20 protein-coding genes and 1 pseudogene are annotated in these 22962 nt (G+C 54.9%); 11 read left to right on the top strand and 10 right to left on the bottom strand.

Annotated features, from left to right (window positions below; translation table 11 throughout):
* Nucleotides 1-40: 40 nt before the first annotated feature.
* The 4 genes from ACK59X_RS34580 to ACK59X_RS34595 form a co-directional block, all read right to left on the bottom strand.
* Nucleotides 41-1705, bottom strand: a complete 1665-nt coding sequence (locus tag ACK59X_RS34580; RefSeq protein ID WP_409964034.1) for a UvrD-helicase domain-containing protein — start codon at nt 1703-1705, stop codon at nt 41-43.
* On the bottom strand, nt 1702-3636 hold the full coding sequence (locus ACK59X_RS34585; RefSeq protein WP_409964036.1) for an AAA family ATPase: 1935 nt from the start codon (nt 3634-3636) through the stop codon (nt 1702-1704). Before ACK59X_RS34585 ends, ACK59X_RS34580 begins: the two co-directional genes overlap by 4 nt.
* A 47-nt stretch (nt 3637-3683) precedes the next feature.
* On the bottom strand, nt 3684-5195 hold the full coding sequence (locus ACK59X_RS34590) for a hypothetical protein (protein ID WP_409964038.1): 1512 nt from the start codon (nt 5193-5195) through the stop codon (nt 3684-3686).
* 515 nt (nt 5196-5710) lie between these two features.
* Nucleotides 5711-6322 (bottom strand): HAD domain-containing protein, encoded by a 612-nt coding sequence (locus tag ACK59X_RS34595; RefSeq protein WP_409964040.1) that lies wholly within the window; start codon nt 6320-6322, stop codon nt 5711-5713.
* Nucleotides 6323-6679: 357 nt separating this feature from the next.
* Between ACK59X_RS34595 and ACK59X_RS34600 the strand changes: the two are divergent.
* A pseudogene (locus tag ACK59X_RS34600) lies at nt 6680-7250 on the top strand (transposase); the annotation flags it as partial.
* Nucleotides 7251-7318: 68 nt separating this feature from the next.
* Here the strand turns inward: ACK59X_RS34600 and ACK59X_RS34605 are convergent.
* A complete protein-coding gene (locus ACK59X_RS34605; protein ID WP_409964075.1) occupies nt 7319-7633 on the bottom strand; it encodes a hypothetical protein in 315 nt (104 codons plus the stop codon).
* Nucleotides 7634-7839: 206 nt separating this feature from the next.
* Here ACK59X_RS34605 and ACK59X_RS34610 point away from each other — a divergent pair, with 206 nt between their 5' ends.
* Nucleotides 7840-9840: a hypothetical protein gene (locus ACK59X_RS34610; protein ID WP_409964042.1), complete on the top strand. Its 2001-nt coding sequence runs from the start codon at nt 7840-7842 to the stop codon at nt 9838-9840.
* Between the two features lie 365 nt (nt 9841-10205).
* Here the strand turns inward: ACK59X_RS34610 and ACK59X_RS34615 are convergent, their stop codons facing one another.
* Together ACK59X_RS34615 and ACK59X_RS34620 are read right to left on the bottom strand one after the other, a co-directional pair.
* A complete protein-coding gene (locus tag ACK59X_RS34615; RefSeq protein ID WP_409964044.1) occupies nt 10206-10586 on the bottom strand; it encodes a hypothetical protein in 381 nt (126 codons plus the stop codon).
* A 407-nt stretch (nt 10587-10993) separates the two neighbouring features.
* Nucleotides 10994-11497, bottom strand: a complete 504-nt coding sequence (locus ACK59X_RS34620) for a metallophosphoesterase (RefSeq protein WP_409964045.1) — start codon at nt 11495-11497, stop codon at nt 10994-10996.
* Nucleotides 11498-11670: 173 nt separating this feature from the next.
* Here ACK59X_RS34620 and ACK59X_RS34625 point away from each other — a divergent pair, with 173 nt between their 5' ends.
* Nucleotides 11671-11961 (top strand): H-NS family nucleoid-associated regulatory protein, encoded by a 291-nt coding sequence (locus tag ACK59X_RS34625; RefSeq protein ID WP_409964047.1) that lies wholly within the window; start codon nt 11671-11673, stop codon nt 11959-11961.
* Nucleotides 11962-11989: 28 nt separating this feature from the next.
* Here ACK59X_RS34625 and ACK59X_RS34630 read toward each other — a convergent pair whose 3' ends face one another.
* Nucleotides 11990-12442, bottom strand: coding sequence for an HAD domain-containing protein (locus ACK59X_RS34630; RefSeq protein WP_409964049.1), 453 nt, complete (start codon nt 12440-12442; stop codon nt 11990-11992).
* A gap of 294 nt (nt 12443-12736) precedes the next feature.
* Here ACK59X_RS34630 and ACK59X_RS34635 point away from each other — a divergent pair, with 294 nt between their 5' ends.
* Nucleotides 12737-13048: a helix-turn-helix domain-containing protein gene (locus ACK59X_RS34635; protein WP_409964051.1), complete on the top strand. Its 312-nt coding sequence runs from the start codon at nt 12737-12739 to the stop codon at nt 13046-13048.
* Here the strand turns inward: ACK59X_RS34635 and ACK59X_RS34640 are convergent.
* A complete protein-coding gene (locus tag ACK59X_RS34640) occupies nt 13020-13493 on the bottom strand; it encodes a hypothetical protein (protein ID WP_409964053.1) in 474 nt (157 codons plus the stop codon). The genes ACK59X_RS34635 and ACK59X_RS34640 overlap by 29 nt on opposite strands.
* A gap of 350 nt (nt 13494-13843) precedes the next feature.
* Nucleotides 13844-14269, bottom strand: a complete 426-nt coding sequence (locus ACK59X_RS34645) for a hypothetical protein (RefSeq protein ID WP_409964055.1) — start codon at nt 14267-14269, stop codon at nt 13844-13846.
* Nucleotides 14270-14425: 156 nt separating this feature from the next.
* Here ACK59X_RS34645 and ACK59X_RS34650 point away from each other — a divergent pair, with 156 nt between their 5' ends.
* The 7 genes from ACK59X_RS34650 to ACK59X_RS34680 all read left to right on the top strand — a co-directional run bounded on the left by ACK59X_RS34650 (nt 14426) and on the right by ACK59X_RS34680 (nt 22872).
* Entirely contained in the window at nt 14426-14884 is a 459-nt protein-coding gene (locus ACK59X_RS34650) for a helix-turn-helix domain-containing protein (protein ID WP_409964057.1), read from the top strand.
* 516 nt (nt 14885-15400) lie between these two features.
* Nucleotides 15401-16030 carry a TnsA endonuclease N-terminal domain-containing protein gene (locus tag ACK59X_RS34655; protein ID WP_409964059.1) on the top strand — a complete coding sequence of 210 codons (630 nt, stop codon included), beginning with the start codon at nt 15401-15403 and terminating at the stop codon, nt 16028-16030.
* Nucleotides 16031-17866 carry a hypothetical protein gene (locus ACK59X_RS34660; protein ID WP_409964061.1) on the top strand — a complete coding sequence of 612 codons (1836 nt, stop codon included), beginning with the start codon at nt 16031-16033 and terminating at the stop codon, nt 17864-17866.
* Nucleotides 17863-18321 carry a hypothetical protein gene (locus ACK59X_RS34665; protein WP_409964063.1) on the top strand — a complete coding sequence of 153 codons (459 nt, stop codon included), beginning with the start codon at nt 17863-17865 and terminating at the stop codon, nt 18319-18321. Before ACK59X_RS34660 ends, ACK59X_RS34665 begins: the two co-directional genes overlap by 4 nt.
* 12 nt (nt 18322-18333) lie before the next feature.
* Entirely contained in the window at nt 18334-20028 is a 1695-nt protein-coding gene (locus ACK59X_RS34670; RefSeq protein WP_409964065.1) for a TniB family NTP-binding protein, read from the top strand.
* 53 nt (nt 20029-20081) lie between these two features.
* On the top strand, nt 20082-21200 hold the full coding sequence (locus ACK59X_RS34675; RefSeq protein ID WP_409964073.1) for a TnsD family Tn7-like transposition protein: 1119 nt from the start codon (nt 20082-20084) through the stop codon (nt 21198-21200).
* Complete coding sequence (locus ACK59X_RS34680; RefSeq protein WP_409964067.1) at nt 21172-22872, top strand: transposase; 1701 nt, start codon at nt 21172-21174, stop codon at nt 22870-22872. The genes ACK59X_RS34675 and ACK59X_RS34680 overlap by 29 nt, the downstream gene beginning before the upstream one ends.
* Nucleotides 22873-22962: the final 90 nt, after the last annotated feature.

Genomic DNA, 22962 nt, shown 5'->3' on the forward strand with positions numbered 1-22962 from the left:
AGTAAGTGACCGCCTTTTACGGAATCACTCGGGCCTGGCGCTATGAGCCGCCATCCTCGCCGGCATAGCCAAGAAACTCTTCGTGCCCGTTGCGGGACTTTCGCCAATACCGTGCACCTTCAGGTTCTCGCCGGTGGCCGGCAACGGTCAGATAGAGGCGACGCTTGGCGCGGGAGATCGCAACGAAGAAACCTGATCTTTCCGCGTCCGCGTCACCCCAAAAAGTCTCTTGCTCGACGCCAAGCACGATAACGGTATCGAATTCCAGGCCTTTGCTCTTGTGGATCGTCATGACCTTAACCGCCCCATCACCGGCAAAGCGGGATAGTGCTGTCACACAGTCATTTTCCTCTGTGAAGAGGGACCGAAGCCGATCCACTGTCGTAGCGATCAAGTCCTTGAGGCGCGTGCCATTCTCATAGTCCGGGGATAGGCCAACAAGCGTCTTATTCCCGAGGTGAGCCAGCAGATCGTCAGTCAGCTTTTCCAGAACACCTTCGGCCTTCAAATCTACGCCGTCAACCAGAACAGATTTCCTGCACTTCTCCACAAAACGGTCCCAGCGAGCCCGCGCCAGGTACTCAGCATCCGGGCCGGTTGCGCTGAACATGACAAGCTCAATGAGACGACCATAGGCGGCCGGCTGGCGCTTCCCCGAAACAACAAGCAAGAAGTCAACGATCAGGGCAGCAACTGGTTCTGACGAAAGCTCTTGTGTCGAATCTTCGTTCCGGAAAGGGATCCCGCGCTTGGTCAATTCCACCTGCAGGATGTCGCAGTACTGATTGATCTGCTTCGACACCAGGACCGCAATCTCTGAAGGGTCCAAACCATCATCTTCGATCCACGACGCGATTCGGGTGGCCAGTTGCTCGGCCTCCTCTTGGCTATCGGCGTAGTTAAGGATCTCCACAGAGCCCTCTGATCCAACAATCTTGGAGTCATCGACAGCCGCACCCGGATCCATGACTTTAACCATCGCGTTCTGCATGCGGCGCAGTCTCGGCTTGGAGCGGAAGTTCTGATAAAGATTGAGTGGGACGGCGTCGAATTCACCTGCGAATGTTTCAAAAATCCCCTCCAACGCACCTGCCCAAGCCATGATGCGTTGCTTGGTATCACCGACCGCCGTCAGTGCCGCACCTGTGCCCGCAAATGCCGCCTGTATGAGCTTGTATTGATCAGCAGTGCAGTCCTGAAACTCGTCCAGAAACACATGGCTATAGGTCTGACGAACTGCGTTGCGCGCAATCGCACTGGTTTCCAGAATCTCCACCGCAAGAGGGACCATGTCTTTGAACGTGATTTGATGAAGATGAACTCTTTGGTCTCCAATCGTGTAGCCGCGATTGAGCTTATTGTTTCCCTGAAGGACGGGCCGGAACTTGTCGATGATTCTTTTTGCGAATGCGTGGAACGTGAAGCTGTCAAGTCGTGAGGCAAGCTCCCTGCCACACCGTGTGCGGACGCGCTCCTTCAGATTCTTTGCAGCATCGACCTTGAACGAAATCGCAAGAATGCGACGTGGAAAACGCGTCGTGCCGGTGCGCAACAGGAAGTCTGCGCGTTGAGCAAGCATCTCCGTCTTGCCTGCTCCTGGGCCCGCAGTGAGAGCAAGGCTCCGCTTAGTCTCCATCGCTGCGAGCATTGCGTTGGGCTCAAGGCCTAGCCCGCCAGAAGGCTTCCATCGCTCAGGGGGGATCATTCGGGAAGATCCTTCAGCTTCTCTTTGATAGCCTTGAACATGCGCTCAAGGACATCTGGCGTTTCGGCCTTCAGCGCGGCATCCTCCAGCGAGGAAAGCGCTTTCAAGTGCCAGGCTGGTTTGCTTCCGAGCTTAAAACGCCGATGGTAGTCGTCGAAGTAAGCACGCTCATCCTCTGAGTACTGTGTGGAATCATCGTGCTTCTTTCCAAGCACAGCAACGATGGTTTCTTCGTCGGGCGCTTCCGCCACGCTCATATCGACATCGTAGGCCTCCGGAAAATGGTGAACCATCATGAAGTCGAGGTCCAAGGGTGATGAAAAGAAGACGCCGACAGATTCTAGATACTTGAACCAGCCATCACCGTGCTCCAGGATCTTCTTGGGACCGTTCCACTTTTCCAGTTTGTCGATGTGATTCTGAGTGAGCTTGCTGTCTTTGGGTGGGAACTTCAGAAGTTGATCGGCCACATACTTCACTCGGCCCCAGCCGCCTTGGTATCGGCCCAAATCTAGATCGAGCAGCGTGACGTGCGGAATACCAAGGGCATGCGTCAGCCTCCAGAAATGGTTGACGTGACGCCCGCCAAGCGGGACTACAGAGATAGAAGCTTCGTCGTCGTCCAGCCCATTCGCTTGAAGCAATCTCGGGAGAACGATTTCCTCACTATCGCCTTCACCAAAAATAACCAGCCGCGAGAAGTACAACTCCGGGAACGCCTGCACGGCCTCGCGGACATACTTGTAGGCATCAGTTCCATCCTTCGGCATCGTGATCTTCTTTACGATAGTCTCACGGCCACTGTTCAGACGGAGGTAGCGGATGCTCTCCGGGGCGACGCGCTTTAGCATCGAAGGGGCATGTGTCGCAACAACAGACTGTGCATCGTCGTGCCCGGAGAAAGTGGTGAGCGCCTTCACGATGCGACCCAGATAGTGGGGCGAAACACTGTTCTCTGGCTCCTCCACCGCGATCAGGGTATAGATCGCAGGACGCAGCTTGTCCACGTCATATGCCTTGCCCAACTCTCCGGATAAGACCTTACGGCCAATCTCCTGAACAGCGAGGACCAGCGACACGTAAAGCAAAGACTGTTGGCCGTCGCTGAGCCGAGAGAAGTCAACAAGGTCCTCGTCGTGTCCTGGAGTGAATCCAACGGAAAGATGGCGCAGTAGGCCCTCGATCTCGCTTCTCTCGAACGAAAGTGAAGGGCTGGCATAGAAGCTCCCTTTGTGCAGCGAACTCCAATGGCTAGCCAGATGCGATCCGACACCCGCGACTGCTGCATTGCCGCTGAGCGTGTTACTGATGGTCGCCGTCAAGCCTGCGATTGCCTCCTTCTCAGTGTTCCATACAGCCGCACGCAGGACCCGCCCGAGCATTGAGTTTGCCGCGTAGGAAATCTGATCCGCAGGGTCGCGGCGGGCAGGCAGATAGTGAACCTGAACTGCATTGCGGTCCTGCTTTTGAACGCGCCTCTGTTCGATTGGATCGCCATCCTCATCCGCACTGACGACAAAGGTCAGACTCTCTTCAATCTCGCCGTCTTCATCTAGTTCCGCTTCAAGCCTGAAGACAACGCGTGGCGGTCCTTCCGCGTCCTCAAGTTCCATGTGCGCGAAGCTCGCAGGGATTGATGCATGCAGGCCTTCTTCATCGGCCGCTTCTGGGAATTCAAAAACCGCCTCAATCCACAGATCCCGGGTATCGGGGGCATCCTCCTTCGTTTCAGAAGCAGATACATGGAAGTCGGTGCGCCGGATTTTCCGGAGCGAGGAATCGACACTGAACATCCGCGCCAAAGCCTGCAGCACAGCTGTCTTGCCGGTTCCGTTCGGTCCAATAAAGAACGTCATGTCGTCCAGGTCTATGGTGGTCGCGTCTTCACCAAATGACTGGAAGTTGCTCAACCGCATTTGAACGAGTTTCATTTTTCCTCCCTCTAGTATTTGCCTTTAACGGTATGCCCGTAGGCCTTTTACAGAATTCCCTGTCGTTTGAAAATTTGGTCAATCAAGTCCGCCACAACAGTCTCCGAATCAGGATCGACTGTTCCCAATGTCATGTCGACACCGGCGAACTCGTTGCCGCCGAACCGATACACCTCGTATCCGGCAAGTCGTAGGCGTCGATCCTCCCGAGCCATTTCCGCGTAACGACGCGGACTTGCAATGTACCGCCGTGGATTGTCAGGATCTTGATCTGCATAGTGGTGCTGACCGTCAATCTCTATGACGATACGGTTTCCGTTCTCTAGCAGCAAAAGGAAGTCCATTCGCTGCCTCGGAAGAACAACCTCTTTGCCACGTGCGCGCTGCGAGTATGGATCGTAGTGCAGGTACACCTGGGGAACCAGGGCAGGAAGCTTGTCCCCCAGCAGTGTCCCGTAGCGACCATAGTAGGTTCTAAAAACAGCAATCTCGCCCGGAGATCTGGACATCTTCACCGCCTGAAAAAGTCTCTTGTACAGTGCAGATCGGGCATCCTTTTCACCACTGAGATCAGCCCACCAATTCACCAGATCGGTGTAAAGAAGCAAGCCACTCGCGGGTAATGGACGGTCGAATACAAGAACCTTGTCTGCGTGCTTAACAATCTCCACGTCATTGCTTACAGCGTCGCGCAAGATGATCTCTGGCTTCTCGCCGATCGATGCGAAGATCAGATTCTTCATCGCACCGCCTACACCTGTCGTTGCCCGCCGGATCCCATAAACGGGATAACCTGATCTGGCTTCCACGGGTTTCAGACTGAAGCCATCACGCTTGAGGCTGATGTCAATTTGTGCGGCCAGCTCCGCTTGTTCGGCGTCCCTGCGAACTGCGGGGTCAACGACCTGATGAACTAGCTGAAAGAAGCGCTTTTGGGAGCACGTCAAGGCCCCACACTCAATCAAAAGAGTTTCATGAGACCAGTCAGGATTTTTGATGTACCACTGCTCAATTTTGCCCTCAAGACTACTCAGTTTGAGGTACCCGCCAACATCGTCCTTGATCTTCGACTCGCCGAAAATTTCCGCCAGTGTGTCAATGATGGACTTCTCACCAAAGAGTGTCTCTAGGGAGTTCAGCCCTTTCAGGATATCCATCCGTACGAGATCGCTGACAAGATGCGCTGCAGGCGTCGTCAGTTCCGAGAGAAGCTCTTCCAGGGGATCCGCGTCCAGCTCAAGGAGAACCCTGCCGCCGATGTCGATTAATTCCTCAACCGTCCTTCCTGCGAGCCTGGCCTTGGTGTAAACACGCTTGCTCCTGAAGGCTTCTTCCTTGTCAGTGTCTGATACACCGTCTTGCAGCCCGAGGCGAGCGCACAATGCCGGGACCTCATAAGATTTGAGGCCCGCGACTGCATCGGCGATCCGATCTCTCAGGTTCTCTAGAACAACTCTCTTCAGAACATCACTCCGTTGGTACCCTGACGCGTCGGGAGTCTCGATGGTGGCGATTTCCGCACCTTCGATCCCAGGACGAAAGCCAAATCTGTCGGTCACATCAACACGGTGCCCCCGTGAACTTAACGTGAACCCGCTCCGATTCCAACGAATTTATTTCCCAAAGCATTTCAGGGCCTTAACGTACAAGAAGCTGTCGAATCGAAAAGGAACGTCCTAAACGAAGTATTCGACGAAAGAGCGAGGGAATCGGTAGGTGCAGCCTGCAATATGGGCCTGGAGGGGGGCCCAAGCGTGCCGATGCTCCCTATGCCTCGGCCGCACCGAGACCTGGGAAAGGCTCAAGTGCCAGCCCCGGCAAGAATTTATCGTGCTGGGATTCACGGATCGCACGAACGTCGCCAGGTAAGTGGGCAGTCTCCTGATCGGGTGCTACGAAGACGACGAGTTACACCAAGCCGGCTCGGTCGGGACGGGGGGAGAATTCCGCCGGCGGAGGGATCGATGCACGCGACGCAGACCTTCCCTAGAAGATAGACACCGCACGGCGGGCGCTGCTTGCCGTTCGCCTCGTCATCTGCTCGCGATTCACTGAGAGATCGTGTTTGCCACTTCTAGTCGAGAGGGTGCTGGACGCATTGGGGGACTAACACCGCTTCCTGGCAGCGCTGGAGCTTTTCTCTCAGTTCATGTCGGACCGCTGGGCTGGAAAGGCCGGTGGCCCCGTCACATGCAATCAGGTTGTGGCGAGCCGAATCAGGCCAGTCCTCCACATCGTCATCGAGCGCAATCCACTGCCGGGGCTTCCTGCGAAGCGCATCCTCCAGAACCTGCACGCCCCGGGGCATGGCCCGAAACGTGGAAAGATTCCAGGGATCCACGCCATGAACACGCTTGTGGTACGTCCCACCAATGAACTTGGACCGCAGGGAGGCAGATAGCCGCTTGAGCGTGGCTCTGTACCCTGGTCGGATGCACCAAGTACTGCTCAACACCAACGCCACCGCCGGATGCGGTTCAAGGGCCTCTTCCAGGATGTGGATCCATTCGAACAAGGCATGCCCTGCGGCTTGGTGTGGGCTCATGTAGATGCCCCGGCGTGGATGCCAAAGCACTGCTTCGTGGTGAACCACGCCATCAAGGTCTAGATAGAGAACTACATCCGCGCTGCGCGGGGAGGACGCTGGAAGATAGGGCACAGTGTGGCCAATGGACGCGGTAGTCATGCCGAGATTTTGCGTCGGTTTGGTCGTATCGACCCGGCGTACACCTTGCTGAGCAATTTGCCAGTGAGATCGGTTGCCAACAGCTCAACCGCGCCTGCAGTGGCTTAGGTGCAGCGGTGGGTTGAACTATGGGCGCAGCCGGAACAAAGCCGTCAACTTGACCCAGGCGTTCGTCGGTCGTAGCCTGATGAGAATGTCCCAAACAGAGCTCACAATCCTCGGCTTGACTGCTGCTCAATTCACGCGCCTCGTGAAACGCGCGGCAAGCGAGGCCGTGAAATCCGACGTCCGAGCGGGAATTGCGGTGACTGGCTTGGTGGATGGAAAAGTGCAGATGCTTGAGCCGTCAGACTCGCGATTGTCAAAGTTTCTCAAGGACGAACACGAGTCAGGTGGCTAGCACCACTTCCTCAGAAGCCCTCGCAGCGCGTGCCATCTGCCAACGGCGGTGCTCGCAAGCTTGCAGTGAGCGATGAAGCCGCCCTCGACGGCATCCTGTTCGTTTTGCAAGCAGGCATTCCATGGGAAGACCTCCCCCCAATCCCTGGGATACGGTAGCGGCATGACTTGCTGGCGACGCCTGCGCGACTGGAACGCCGCGGGTGTTGGGAGCAGTTGCACCAGGCCATGCTGACTCGCTCGCGTGAACATGACCAGATCGATTGGAGCCGGGCCAGCATTGATAGCGCCTCGGTACCAGGCTCCCGAGAGCCAGGAGGCAGGGCCCACACTCACGAACACAGGAAAGCTTGGCTCCAAGCGGCACATCGTTGAACATGCCAGAGGCATCCCGCTGGTGATGCTGGTCAGCGGTGCGAACATGCTCGACTCCAAGATGTTCGAGAAGTGCGTTGACGCGATTCCTGCGATTGCAGGCTTGCCAGGACGTCCGCGTAAAAGGCCATCGAAACTGCACGCTGAGAAAGGCATGACTACAAACAGCTTGATGGCGGCTCTGGCGGCTGGAGGTGATCTTCGAGCCCGTGGGCAGACCGTTCACGCCACCCCGAATGGCGTGGGAAGCACCAGCCCGTCGCACACCTCGCCAAAGCCGATCAGCTTGACGATCGGTACGGCCTGCATGCCGCTGCAGGCCGTTCGCGTCGCCTTCGTCTTGGCCACCCAGTGATGCAGTGGCTCAATTCGGCCACCTGCCCCGCGCTCAGTGGACAAAGTACACAAAGTGCGATGTGCCATGGCGTGTATGGCCATGTTTGGCTGTGACAGCGGTTGAGTGGCAGCCCGTTGAAGGATGCACCAAGTCACTTCCTGACTGGCGATGGCATTAGCTTCCAGGGCTATGTTGACCATGACTACTCCGGACGCACGGGAACAAATGCGGCGCCAGCATACGCCTCGGTGCGCGCACAAGATATCTCGCCGTTTTGGGTATGAAGTGGCTGGCGAAAGACGCCTCGCCGCTTCATTCGGCGTTTGGCCAGAAAGGCCTGTAGGAAGCATCGCGATCAGTTGAGCCGCCCCTATCATGGAGGCCAAGAGTGTGAAGGGTGATTGACGTGGGTGATTTCCTTAAGCGAGTTAGATCTGGTGCGGTTGTCGGGCCAAGGCGCAATGCTTTCACACCTAGCGGCTGGAGAAACGCGTTCGCTGCAGCAGGTGCAATAGACGAGTCTGATCAGCGTATCTATGACGCAGCGCTGTTAATCTACGCAAAACTGCAGCGCATTCGATCACGCTTGGCGCAGTCTTCAACCTCAAGTCTTTCCGCAACAACCAAGCTGCGAGCCTATGTAGCCGCTTCCAACTTCAACTTTTTAGTAGTGCGCGCCAGAGTTCACGAGGAAGCGGAAAAGCTGGCGGATGAGCATCGGGAAGTAGATCGTGCAAAGAAGCTCGAAGAGATAGCCGCAGCGGTCAAGCTCACGCTTTTTGGGGAGACTAAGTGGGCTCCCGACGACGTGTTTGCGAGCTTGGTCGATGGCATCGAAGTTCCAGTGCGTTTCGCTCTGCAAGGCAATCCTGCCCTGGCTGGCTCCCCCCGCATGAATCAAGTCAGGTGGAATGACATCTTGCTCGAACTCAATCTAGGCGTCATGTTCCACTCTGTTGAAGATCTCTGGGATGACTGCCTTTGGAATGACTACGGAGTTACGGATAAGGGAGGGGTAAAAACATTTGTGCCAGAGGATGCTGACGCCAAGCGAGGCCACGCACTGGGTATTGTGAGACGCATTTCACTTTCACTGGGGCACGCTGTCGTAGCGAAGAGCGAGATCCGCAGCTTGGCCATGCAAGGGCTTCTTCCGCGAATACGAGAAGTCCGTGCTGTAGAGCACGAAGGAAAAACTCAGGTCATTCGACTGTCAAAGCCAGGGGAAGTGACTCGGACGCAAGAGGAGCTACTTGTATTGCGTGGCTTTGCGAGTGAGCCCTACTACAGTGAGTTGCTTGCGAAACAGACTCCCGCCCTTGGTGATATCACCCTTTCAGAGATCCTCGATGCATGGATGGTCATCTCGCGAGCGGCGCAAGTGCTTGTCACATCGCTGTCCGGCAAAGCGGCGAATTCGACAGAGCCCGATGCCTCTTTAAAAGCCGGGCTGCCAGAGCATGCGCCGGTGCTGCAGATTGGCGCGTTGGTCAAGGCGCTCGACGATGCGGTTGGCATCAAGACCGCCGACGGACGGAAGCTCGTTGAGTTCTTTACGTTCCGTGGTAAGCCAGGGCAGGAGATCTGGGCCTCTCCTCTCATACCTGTGGGACTTACAACCGTTGCGCCCGTTTTCGCGGCAGTAGTCACACCGAATTTGCGCCGATTGGTCGATGTCTGGATGAGGCAGGCTGGAATAGAACTGAAAGAGCGGGGACCAGCATTTGAGGCGCATGTTAGGGCTATCGCTCACAAAGCAATCGTTTCCTCAGAGGTACTCGCCAACAATGCAATCAGCATCAGGGAAGATTACACATTCAAGCCGAGCGTTGGTCGTTCTGAGCAAATCGACCTTCTCTTCGTCATCGGCGCCACCGTCTTCTTGGCGGAGTCCAAATGCATACTGGAGCCAACAGAGGCAAAAGGGGTGGCGATGCATCGAAGCACGGTCTTGGGCGCCGCCGAGCAAGCGCAACGCAAATCTCAGTGCCTGATGGATCATGCTGCGGAGTTTGTCTCTCAGGCAAGACGCTTTGGAATAGCATTACCACAGGACTTCAATGTATTTCCATTCGTTGTCGTGAGCACAGCGACACATGTGGGCATCCCCGCAAATGGAGTGCCAGTCGTCGACAAGTACATCCTGGAGAGGTTTCTCTTCGGCGAATTGGAGGACGTACTCGTTCAAGGCGAAGATCTTGAAATTCAAGAGCGGATCAAGCACACCTTCTACTCGAATGTCGCTGAAGCTGAAAGAACGGCACCGACATACTTTGCCTCCCCTCCTCAGGTCAAGCGGTTGCTTGATGGTATGAAGCTGCACTTCTCGCCGATCTTCCCTTTAGAAGAGCAAGACTGGGAGGGCTCTGTACTGACATTCGATTGCCAGCCTCTACAGGCGCAGTGAACTCACGAAGGCCGCCGGAATGGAAGCGGCGATTTCCAAGAGCTTCAAGGGGCGGTCGATGCCACCGTCTTCCTCGGGGCCTCCTGCGCGTCTTGACCAACGGGGCCAAGACGGATCGACGGACACGACTGGATACCAGTCGGCCGTTCAGTAGCGGCTCTGGTTTGGTGCTGATCTGGACGCCTTTGCCCGCCGCCCGCAGCGAAAATACACACGCATTCCCACCTTCCACCCCATCTCCGGCGGTATGAAAACCCGGTAGTGGCGATCGATGCATGCGCGATGGCAGTGTTGAGTTCGCACCTTGAGGGCTCGTGGGTTTAAAGGCATAACAATCTTTGTGTGACTTGCATCTGTCACAACGGCTATAACGGTGGTAGCAGATCGCCTTCGTCGCGAGACCACGTGCCGCTAGTTATCGCCGTCCAGATGATTTCGCTCACATCGCCCGACATAAATGCCAGCCCCCGCACGGTGCAGGCGTCCATCGCGCTGCGCAGGAATTCATCCTCTTCTGGAGGCGCACACAGGTGGTAGCAGCGGCCGGACTCTGTCCTGACCGTGGCATGGTGCAGATCGATGGCGACCAGCATGGTCGTCAGTCTGAAAGAACCGGATGCAAGCTGCGCGACGATGTGCAGTTTTCCGTTGATACGCTGCACGATGCGCCAGTGCCGCAGCTCCACATGAGGTTGTGTCTGCACATCAGGCGCTGGGCGGTCATTGCCAAAGATGGGGCGAAGCATGCAGATCTTTCACGTTTTCTGCGTAACGCAGACATAAGCATCAGGCGCATGTCGTAAACGCAGCTCGGCAGTGCCCACCTCGTCCAGCGCGAAGGTGGGTTTGCGGCTCATGCCATTGCTCCGGAAAAGAACGCGGAAGCATGCGCTCCCGACGGGTCGGTGAGCCCTCACCGCGCGCCCTTTTCGAGATCGATGACCAAGCCAGGGTTGAGGTCCGGGTTCTCGTACACGGTTGCCGACGAACCCGCAACCTGAAACCCGGTAGTCAAACGAGTCGTGGGTGTGCCCGTGGATCAACAGATTGACACCGTGAAAGAAATGCACGGGGAGCGCGGACCCAAACGCCGCAGTGCTCAGCTCGTTCCGGTACGGATTCGGGGTGGACTCTTTGCGCGGATAGTGACGGGTCACCACCACTTGCCGGCTCCCTGCAGCTGGTGCAGCGAGTCGCTCTCCAGCCAAGCACGGCTCGCCATTTGGCGATCAATGCTGGCCTGCGGCGTGCATCCGTCGATCAGGCGATAGTCGGCCAAGTAGCTCCGTGCCGCCCGTTCAGCCGCGTCACGAAGGTCTGCGCCGAAGTATTCGAAGTCCGTCCAGAGCGTGGCGCCCAGGAACCACGCATCGCCGACCATGACCGCGGCGTCCTCCAGAAAGTGCACATCGTGCACGTGCGCGGCTTCGCGAATGGCGTCGAGCGCTTTTCCCCAATGACCACGGTAGAACTCATGGTTGCCGGCCACCAGCACGATGGGTTTGTCTGGAAACGTCAGGCGGGCCCACCAAACGGCATACACCCCTTGGTAAATATCACCGGCGAGAACCACCACATCGGCAGAAGACGCGGACTCAAGCGGTGGATTGAAAGGCGCATGTTCGATGTGAAGGGCTGAGAGAACTAGGATTTTCATGGGGAGCGCAGCCCGCTATATTTTGAGTACTAAAGCGGGCAGCGATAACGCTGCATAATTGAGAGTTGAGGGAGAAGCTGTTCGCAGCGCATGCGAATTTCGCCTACAGAACAACTCGTGACCGGTCGCCACAATCCGCGACTGACCAACTTTGATTTCATTTGAAAACCAACATGCCAAGCTACAAAGACCTTCTCGCTCAAAAGCAAAACCTTGAAGCCCAGATCGAAGCCGCCCGTAAGTCGGAGATGAGCGAGGCACTCGCCACCATTCAGGGTCTGGTCAAGGAATTCGGTCTCACTGCATCTGACGTGTTTCCTGCAGGTCGCGCGAAGAGCGCGGCAAAGGGTTCTACCGTTGCGCCGAAGTACCGGGATCCAGCCACCGGAGCCACCTGGACTGGCCGCGGCAAGGCACCGCTGTGGATCGCCAACAAGGACCGCGCTCAATTCGAGATTAAGTGACAGACCGGCGTGCCGCAACCCGGCACGCCTACCGGGACAGTTCATTCAATCTCGCTCGCAGCGATTGCGACGATTGCTCGTCGAGGCCACGTTTGCCATCGACCAGAAATAGGTTGGGACAAAACGGCCTGAATAGCCAAGGCCGGTCGTCGACAGCAACCCAACGGGTATAGGCGGGGCGATTGGCAGAGAGCCAAGCAGAACATTCTGCTTCTCGCTCGTACAACGCCAGCTTGTGCGGCACATCGGCTAACTGCGAATACCTGGGTGTCATCCCAACGATTTTCGAGGACACGGGATCGCTCAGCCTTCCCATGATCTCCTTCAGTTCCAAGTTGTGGCGCCAAGTGCTGGTCACAACAATCTCCACATCCAAGGCGCTAATCGCGAAGGCCAGGCTCGGCTCACACTCGAAGTGTCGTGAGGCGTGGCAAAACTCCGGATGGAGTATTCCATCAAAATCAAGAAATAGCAGGGTCACGCTTTCACCTCACTGCCGTGGGCCCAGAATTGAACATTTCGCCATAAAACCAATACGTGCGCAGCCTGCGGTTACTTGCCGGCCTCCAATACCGCTCCCACGACGAGAATTCTGCACTGGGCTTGCGGGCCGTGCCCTCGCCGCCTCAACAGGGGAAATAGCTCAGCATCTCGTTGATCCACTCAACGTCATGAGAGACAGCATCACCAATCAGCCTAGTTCTGACAAAAAATTCCTTCCAATGAGACTAGTTGGTCGTGGTCTTTTTGGTCGCTTTCAGCGGAAATCGACTGAATGCCAACCCGCAAGTCAGATCCCCCGAAAGCTGCAGTAGGTCGCGCGCTCCAAGTACTGCGTGCGGCTCGCGACCTCAAGCAAGAGGATCTGATTTCGAGCGTCAGCCGTCGGCACATCGGCCGCATTGAGCAAGGACATCAGCTTCCAAGCATCGGCATGATTGAGCACCTCGCAGAGGGCTTGCACATCCACCCAATGACACTCCTCGCGGTTGCATATGCACGACGCTTCGACTCTGCATCGGTCGAGAAGGTGTTGAAGTCGGTGCGGGCTGATCTTTCTAAGCTCCTGCCGGAGGATGGCTCGTAGCCGAGGCTGAAGTCATCGGCGATGTGCCATCGTGTTGCATCACAAGGGCTTCGATGCCAGTCAGGACGCTGAGATCCTTCTGGTCGCTTGGACGCTTCAGCAGTCGGCTCACCAGTTCCCGATCGGCAGCTACGCTGAGGACCATCAGTATCTCCCGTAGCAAATCCATGTCGGATTCCGTGTCGAAATCGACACCCTCTGCAAACTCTGAGTCACGAGCCTTTGCCAGCAGCAGCATTGCCATCGCGATGGCCGCATTCGGACTTCCGTCCGGCCCCCGTGAACCTTCCCCCCAAAGAATCGCACGGAACTGATCCGTCAAGCACACCAACTGATTGTCCGTGAGGCTCTGCGGAAGAATTGCGTCCCAGCCGCCAGCCTCAAGCACATGGGCCAGGTCCATCTCACTGAAGTGGCCGATTTCTTCTCTATCAAACAGCAGCATGCTCTTCAACTTTCTAGGGGACTAGTTGGTCCCATTCAGGATTCAGCGTGCGAAGATAGCTGAAGTTTCATCGCGCATCTCGCACCCAGAGCCATCCCCACGCAAATGGAAAGCTAAGGCTTGTCCAAACGATGAGGCTCACACAACCTGCGGGTTGTTCCACACCGTCAGAAGCCTCAGGTGACAGACTGCCCTTGCTCCTTTCGAATCGACGCGCGACGCCAGATTCGCCACCCTTGAACCTGTAAGTTCAACAGGTGCTGACCTTGCGGCTCCGCCCAGGCGAACGAAATCACAGGTCCAGGATAGAGGGCGGGGTTGACCATCACAGCAAGGGCGCGAAGTAGAAGCTATGCGGTGACCCGACTCGCTGCAATCTCGTCGATGCTGTCGAAGAGACTGAATGCATCATCGTCGCCAGGACGGTCAAGTACCCGACTCACGATCTCCCGGTCCGCTGCCATGCTCAGAACAATCATCACGTCGCGCAAGGTCTCGAAGTCGCCTTCCAATTGAAGGCTACCCTGCTCGGCCAGCTCTGATCTATGAGCTCTGGCAACAAGCAGTATGGCCATCGCAACGGCAGCGTTGACTCGCCCGTCCGGCCCTCTCGGTCTGTCTGTCGACAGCATCCTTCGAAGCTGATCCGACAGGCAGGTCAACTGGGCGTCATTGAGGTTGCGCGGAAGGATCGATTCCCAGCCGCCAGCGCCCAGAAGGCGTAACAAGTCTTCTTCACTGAAATTTTCGAAATTTTGAGGGTCAAGCTTCAGCATGTGTCGAGAATTTTAGGAGACTAGTTGGTCTCATCGTGGTTGGAGCGTGCGAAGATAGCGAACCTTCAGGGGGCTTCGGCAAGTTGTGACCGAACCAACGCAGAAGGAAAGCTATTGGTTGTCATGCGGCGCATTGCACGCAACCTGAGCGTTGTTATGAGCACCACCGATACCTTGAAAAACCGCCTGGACTTATCTCGACTTGTTGAGCTCGACTGCCAATTGCGAGAGTTCGCCGTGTTGAGGAACTCCCCCGCTCCACGAAGCGGATGGATCAAGGCTGTCCGGCTCGCGCTTGGCATGACTGCTCCAGCTCTCGCCCGCCGCATCAACATCTCTCCTCAGGGCCTTCGCCAACTGGAGCAGTCCGAAGTGGACGGATCCATCTCCTTGAACACGCTCTCCCGAATTGCCGCCGGCTTGGACTGCGAAGTCCGCTATGTACTCATTCCCCGCACCAGTCTGGTTGACCAGTTGTTGAACAGATTTCTTGAATCAGGCAAAGCGAGCCTCGTCAGCGAATCTCACACCATGAGGTCTGGTTCAGGCAGTGGCGACAACGTGGTCACCCTTGCTGCGCTGCTAGAGCAAAGAGACCTTCGATCGCTTTGGTAGTCGTTCGAAAGTTGCTGTGTACCTATTTCTGGGCGGATTAAGCGCCTTTCCAAAGCCATGCGCAAGGCTGGGCACCGCGTGGCCGCCCCCCAATAATCAAATACAACCTAATTGGGGAATGCGTTCCCCATCATTGCAAATAATCAAAATAGATTTACCAAATTAGCCAAAAAACTCATCCCATCAATATATAATACTTCAAACTCACCTATAAACTCCGCACCACACCACCAACCCCAAAATGCCGACCCGCAAGAGCCATAAAAACTCCAATCACAACACGAAAAAACCAGGACAATGAGTCGAGGCATAAAAAAATGGACCGAAGAGATAATTATCAGATTCCAGAATGAAGGAAGAGGAAAAGGCAAGCTGGCAACCTATACTCCCTGGATAAAAATAACAGATCTCTATTCTCAAGGTCAAACTGCCTACCCCTATAGCTATCTAACAGAGAGAAATCACGAACTGCTTTCTTTGGGAGAGCACAAGACGTTCGTCATGCTGGAATGGCGAATGGACAACATTGACATTCGTGAGCAGTTCCCCCTTGATCGCGACATCACGCTCGAAATTGCCTGCGAGCTCGGAGTTCCCCATCCCTACTATCCGACCACCCACGTTCCGTGCGTGATGACCTTGGATTTTTTAGTGACAAGAATTATTGACGGGAAAGAGGCATACTTTGCATACAGCGTAAAAACGCAAAAGGATCTGAATGATCCCAAAGTGGTCGAACGAATGGAGATTGAACGCACATTCTGCGCAATGGCGGGGATGACATATTTTCTTATAATTTCAGACCGCATTCCCCACAACAAGGTCAAAAATCTATTCTGGATTCGTCAGGCACAAATTGACCCTGAGGAAAGCGATTCATTGCGCATGTTCTTTGAAGAGCATCAGATGCGCATGACCAATGACCTAACGCATACGCAGTTTCAGGGATCACTGGTCGATTACTGCACCAAATATGACCAGCGATGCAGTGTTTCTGCTGGCACTGGTCTACGCGTCGCAAGAATGCTGCTGGCCAACCGCACGATGTCGATGGATCTCACCAATGCCACACCCGAGCGGGCACCTTTATCAACTTTCCGGGTCACTGCGTTGCCAGGACGTTTACGTTCGATGGGAGGAGCATAAATGAGTCTCGAATTTATGAGGAATGATGTCGTCCTTCACTGTGACGGCTCCAGCCACCGAATCCTTCACATCGTGGACGAGGTTCCTTCTCAGGATGCCTCTACTGTGGTCTTGGCGCATGCGTGGCTTATTCAACTCGACGAAGAGAAAGCTCTTCCTTACCGAATACTCTACGAGGACTTGGCTTGCGACTACAAGAGTCGACCAAAGCCCAAGATCACCCCTACCCGTGAGAAAACAGATCTCCATCAGCCGAAAATGGCGACGCTTAGTGCAAAGCCATCTGCCGCGAGGTTGGCGGTCGCAGACCGGGCCTACGCACGAATTAAATCGCTTGTCCAAGACCCAGGGATTTTTGAACCTTCACATAGAAATCGATTGCTTATCGAGCGCTCCCTGCAACCTGGTGGCGGTACGCCCAAAACCCTTCTTCACGACCTGCGCCGCTGGTGGCAAGGCGGTCAAACGCTGAATGCGCTCACCGGAAAATATGATTCTTGCGGCACTGCGAGTGGTACCGCGAATCGGGGGCGAAAGCGGGCGCGCAAAGGGGATCTGGAAGACGCAAAAGACGTGGCGCTGCACCCTTACCAGATTGGTGAGACGGATCAGAAGAACATGCGCAATATCCTTGAAGAGCTTTACTTGGTGCCGCAGAGCACTTGGAGCCTTAATGCAACGCTGGGCGAGCTTCATAGGCGTCACTATAGCTATGAAGATGGCAATGGGGAAAGTCATCTTCGGCATTGGAGCGAATGCCCTACATACCGCCAAATCGAGTACTTCCTTAAGAAGAACTATCCTCTTGAGGAGCGACTTAAAAAGCGTAAGGGCGAAAAGTGCTACGCTCAGGAAGACAGGGCGACCGAAGGTTCCGTATTAAAGGATTGCCATGGGGCTGCTCACATTTACGAGTTTGATGCCACCATCGTTGATGTCGTTCTTGTCTCGTCTGAAGACCCCACAAGAATTGTTGGGAAGCCAACGCTCTATCTGATCATTGATCGATACACCCGTCTCATCGTCGGATGGTATATTGGGTTTGAAAACGCGTCTTATACCGCAGCCATGCAGGCAATTCTCAGTATCGGTGAAGACAAGGAGCAACTGTGCGCGCGACTTGGCCTTCCCTACGATCCCGACGATTGGCCAGCGCATGGCGTGCCACCGGAACAATTTCTGGCAGACCAAGGTGAGCTTATCAGCCGAGAAGCCCGCCCAATCGCTCGCTCATTGCGCTGCACGATTTCAAACGTACCTGGGCTGCGGCCAGACTGGAAGCCACTTGTCGAATGTGGGTTCAAATTGATTCATCAGATCATTGCCCCAGACACACCAGGATATACGCCAGATGCGGATGCCAGAAAGCGCAGAGCAAAGAATGTCGATAAGGAAGCATGCCTGAACATTCACCAACTGGAAACCAAGATTGTCGCGACCATTATTTGCCACAACAAGTCGCTTCAAAAGGACTATCCGTTGAGCCTCGGCCAAACGAGCGATGGAGTGCGCCCCATTCCAATTGAACTATTCGATCACAGCGTGCGCCGCCGTATGGGATCTCTTGACCGCATGGATTTCGAGTCGCTCAGAGAAGAGCTTTTGCCACGGGGCAAAGCCACGGTGACTGGGAATGGGATTGCCTTCAAAAAATTGCACTACTCCTGCCCTGAGGCGAGGGATCGGGGATGGTTGGTGGAAGGTCGAAAGAAGCGCTATGCAGCGGATTTGGCCTTCGACTATCGACTCGTCGACGAAATCATCCTCTACTCGCCCAATGGCAAAGAATCTGTTATCGCTACATTGACCAAGGACAGTCTGCAATTAAAGGAATGAGCTTTAAGGAAGTGCATCAGCATTTCGCCGATGCGGAGGCATTGAAGGCGGAGGGCGCTGAGATAAACCGCCAGAACAGGTATCAGCTTCACAAGCAGACGCAGCCCATGGTCGCTGCAGCGAAGAAGAGGATGGAAGCTGCCACGAAAGGAGTTTCCCGGTCGAGCCGCCGAAAAGACACGGCGCCTGCACGCGCACAGGAGCTTCAAAAGGAACGAGCCGAGTTGGGCGGAGTTCGCAAAGATAGCAGCCCTGATTGTGCCGAGCAGTTTGCTGAAAAGCATGCCGGCGAGAGCCGAGGCCACAATTCGAACGTAGTCCCGATTAGTCGTGAAATCCGAGAGGAACAGCTTGGACATGAGGCCCCGCTGGGAGGCGATGCGCGCGATGTGCTGGCCGCCCCTCGGCCCAAGACACTTGCGGAACGTATGGCTGAATTTCGCAAGATTCTTTAGAAGGGCAATGATATGCGCCAGACCAAACAGTACAAACAAGTTGTCAAAGCGAATTATCGGCCTCAATTGCAAAAGCGGTACCAAGGCAACAAGCTTATCGAGGCGTTGCCGATACCGCTGAGCGAGGAGGAAATTGTGGAAGCGCTCAGCTTTTCTCCGGCCTTCGATGAGTCATCACGCCAATGGCCGCGCCATGACCGGATCAGGGAGTTGCCTAGTCTAGCCAACCTGATGTTCCCGATGTCAGCTCATATTGAACTGGCGTTGACGCTGGACTCTCTAATGCGTGATGGCTATATCGGACGGCGACCGCTATCTGCTGAGCACATTGCGTTGTACCAGGAAATTTATGACGATGCATTGAATCCGAATGCCTTCCGGCAAACATATGAGACGGTTACACCGAAGCTCTCTGGAGCGCTTATCGGCGTGTCTGGCATGGGTAAAACCACCACCATCCAGCGATGCTTGGCGCGTTATCCGCGGGTAATCTACCACCCTGAACTGGATATTTACCAGATCCCATGGTTGCATTTCGAGATGCCCAAAGACAGCAAGGGTGTCAAGGCACTGCTCACTTCGATCATCGAAGCCATTGCAGAGCTCATACCTGGCAACACCTACATCGACGATCATGTGCACCAACGTGCTACAGAGCAATCACTACAGTCATCAGTTCGAACTCTGATGAACAAGCATTGTGTTGGCTTGCTTATCCCTGATGAAGTTCAGAATGCCGCAAACAACAGCAGGCAGTCCGATCAACTTGTGATGACCGCGCTGACAACTCTGGCGAACAAGTCCAAGACCCCAATTATCTTTGTCGGAACTCCGAAGGCAGAGAAAGTGCTCTCGGCAGACTTGCGTCAAATTCGTCGGAGTCTGAGGTCCGGTTTGGGCGACTGGTCGCCCTTGCCACGCTACGAAACCGTAGCTGACGAAGAAACCAGCGCTCCGAGGGATGTCGAAGGCGAATGGGTCTATTTCATGCGCAGCATGTGGGTCTATTGCTGGACAAGTACACCTCAAATTCTCGACGACGACCTTCTCGATGCTTTCTACTATTGCACACAAGGAATCTTGGATATCGCCATCAAACTGTTTGCCGCAGTACAGGCGCGGGCAATTCTGGACGATGTGCACACACTGAGTTCGCAACTTGTCCATTCAGTGTTCGATGACCATTTCGGGCTCGTCCATCCAGTCATCAAAGCCCTTCGGGAGAACGATGTCGAGGCTCTCATAAAGTATGAAGACGTGAAGGTGCTTCGCATCGAAGACACCATTGAGAGCATCCAGCGTCGTCGTCGACTGCTTACAGGGCGTGCAGCCTCTGCTCGACCCGGAACCTCTGATTTCAAACCTCGACTCGTCAACGCAGCAACGTCGATGGGTATGACAAATGACGACGCCCAGGCGCTTGCCGAAGCGGTCGAGAGCGAGGGAACCGCCAAGAATATGTTCGACGCGGTAGCCCAGTTGGCGAAGAAAGCCGCACCGCCGAAGAAGACCGCCAAGGTGCGGAGTAGACCAGCGAGCAAGTCGCCGGATGAACCCTTGATCCCAACCTACCCAGGCCTCGATGGTCGGCCAGATGATTTCAGGCACGCTATTGTGGCTGCCGCCATCGCCGGTACTTCGATCGTCGAAAAGCTCTTTGAGCTTGACCTAATGAAGGAGCCAGAGGACGCATTGTGGGCAGCCTGAGGCTGCCTTCCCCATATCCAGATGAGCTCATCGTCAGCGTCCTGGCACGGGCGATGATCCATAACGGGCTTGCTCCCAAGCGATTGCTCACTCATTTGGTTGGAGTCGCAGGCCGAAGCAACTACTCCTCGTTTTTGCCCACCAACTTGCCGACGATAGCGGAGCAAACCCGGATGGATATGAACAAGCTGCTTTGGGAACACACGGTGTTCCCGTATGTGGTGGCGTACATGACTGCCGAGGAGGCAAACCGCTGCAAGGAGAAGATCCTGGCGGGATGCCCGCCGGAAAGAGGATCGACATCATCGTTGGTGAAATCGGTCACCCACGGGCTTCCTGAGTTCAGATTCTGTAAGCAATGTGTGCGGGAAGATCTGCAGTCCAGAGGTGAAACATACTGGCACCGGTCGCATTGCTTCCCGGGGGTCTACGTCTGCCTGGTTCACGATGCACCATTGTTGTGCTCGGCCTCTCGCCCGCGGTCATTTGCGCAGCAATTGCGAATGCCTCTTCCTCATCGCCAAGAAAGCACCGGCAGCGTTCCTGCGTGCCCGCCCGACGTTCTTCAGAGGATCGCACAAACCACCGCCGCTGTGTGCTCAGATCAATGGACACATCACGGAGAGTGGAGAAGCATCTACCGAAGGCGCGCCCAGGAGCTGCAGCTTACGCGCTCGAACGGGCAAGTCGCAGGAGCCAGGATTGCATTCGAGCTTCGCGCGCTCTATGGACCCAGCTTTCTCGCCAGCGCAGGGTGCGATTTCGCCGAGGTGAAGAACCCTTGGCCCGCTCTCATGATGCGAGACGGCAACCGAGAACCTTATGCTCCAGTCAAGTACATCTTGATGGACGCTTTTTTGCACTGCACGCGTCTGCCAAGCTTGAGCTTCCGCTATAGAAGACCTGGCAAAGTGCCGCTCAGTCCTGCTGATGTGGACCAACCACTAGCTTTACAAGTTCAGGAGAAAGCACTTCAAGCCCTCAGCCGTGGTGAGATTCTCACTGTGCGACAGCTGCTCAACCTTGCGGGCAAGTGGCAGTTCTTTCGGCACAATCGATCGGACATGCCACTAACTGTCGCCCAAGTCGAAGCATTCAAGGCGTCGGACGCATCTGTTCGAAAGACTGGCGGGCGGGACGCCCATGCGCGCCGTGGACGAAAAGATCTTTGATAGCGATATCGCCAGTATGGAAATAGCAACTAGTATCAATTTGGATCGGGCTATAGCAGCCGCCTGCTCGGACGAGGGAGAAATTCTTTCGATTCCTATAGCCGAACTTGGCTCAAGAGGTCTTCCAAAGGCGGAAGGAGACTACACGATTTGCACTTTCGATTTTCGAGCGCTCATGACTTCATCATTCAATGAGTATCTGAATGCCTTTGGAGCAAAGCAGACTTCAGTAGCAAAACATTCGACTTGGGAAGTGATGCACCACGATGTACGCTATGTAATTCCGGCACTAGCCCTTATTCGGGCGTTCTCAATTCCTCACAAATTTCTTTTACCCCAGCTGTTCAAACCACAATCTATTGATGACATCTGCACTTACTCGGATGCATCTGGCGAAGCTGGAGTTCAGCTCAGCACACGTATTGGCAGACAAAACCATCGTTACTTCAAAAATTCGATAGAAATTCTTTCTTGGTTCTATTGCTTTCCGTCCGCACGCCGCGCTTGGGGAGGAATTTTCCAATCTGCAAAAAAAGGGGATATACACTTCGAACTACCGCATGCAACTGCAACTTTTGAAGTCAAAGGCTTGAATATAGGCGGGACCTTATTCGTGACGAAATTGGTCTTCAACGAGCTGTGCTGCCATGAATCACCATTTGAGTTTGCAAGCACCCACCGCAGGCGCCTTGCAAGGTTGAAAGGAAACTACGGACATAGCAATAATAGCCCCAACCCCAACTATCAAAAGCTGACGCAAGCGGAGTGGGACCGAATTTCTGGTGCTTTGGAATCGATTGTCTGGACTAGAAGGCCCGGACACCATGATCGAGCTATCGCCGACGCGGTGCTCGTTAGACTCACATCTAAGGTGAGTTGGAAAAAAGCCGCAGAGATGAACAATGTCAGTATTAGCCGCGCGATCAGTGCTTTTAGACGATGGCAGACTGACGGTCGACTAAACCGTATCACAGATCTTCTAGGCGAGCTCCGTGCAGCCAGCGCAAACTCGAGAGACAAAAAGCAATTCAGCTCAAAAGCCGCCATTGATTCTGAATATAAAGAGCTTTCACAGAAAGAGTGGGATGCAATTAAGACCATCCTCGGACCGAGAAATGGAAGAGGAGTGCCTTCTCAGAATTATCGCAAGATCCTTGAATGTCTGCGGCTTGATCAATCCGGATTTACTTCACTGGAGGAGGCGGCAGAGATAAACAATATTCCGTACGCATTAATTCTAGGAGCTCTTGAACGCTGGCGGGCGGACGGTAGGTTTGATCGTGTAATAGAAGGACTGCGCTCACTAGAGAGGGCGGAAGACGTAAATTCAAAGCTGTCCGACACTCAGTGGCGCTCGATTGCCCCATTCGTTACACCACTTCACGATAACCCTTATCAAAATGATCGCTCAATTTTTAACTGTGTGATGGAGAAGTTTTCGACTGGAATTTCATGGCAAAGCGCAGCCTATAAGCATGGACTCTCTGAGCGGAAAATCAGAAACAACCGCAAGCTCTGGAGCAGGGACGGTCGCTTTGGAGAAGCAGTCACGAGGCTGCTCGATATGCGGGGGGCAGGCCAAAACTCGTTGGCAGGAATGGATGGGGAAGTGCCCACGCGAACCTGTTGGACTGGGGATAGATGCACGTTTTACGAGGAGAGTACAACTTAATTGGCGAAGCGTCTGTCTCTTGGCAGCGCCCCAGAGTACAACTTATTGTCGAACCTATGGGGATTTCTGGAGCTTCCCAAGGGAGCCCAG

The organism is Acidovorax sp. (assembly GCF_046339755.1).
Classification (GTDB): Bacteria; Pseudomonadota; Gammaproteobacteria; order Burkholderiales; family Burkholderiaceae_C; genus Acidovorax.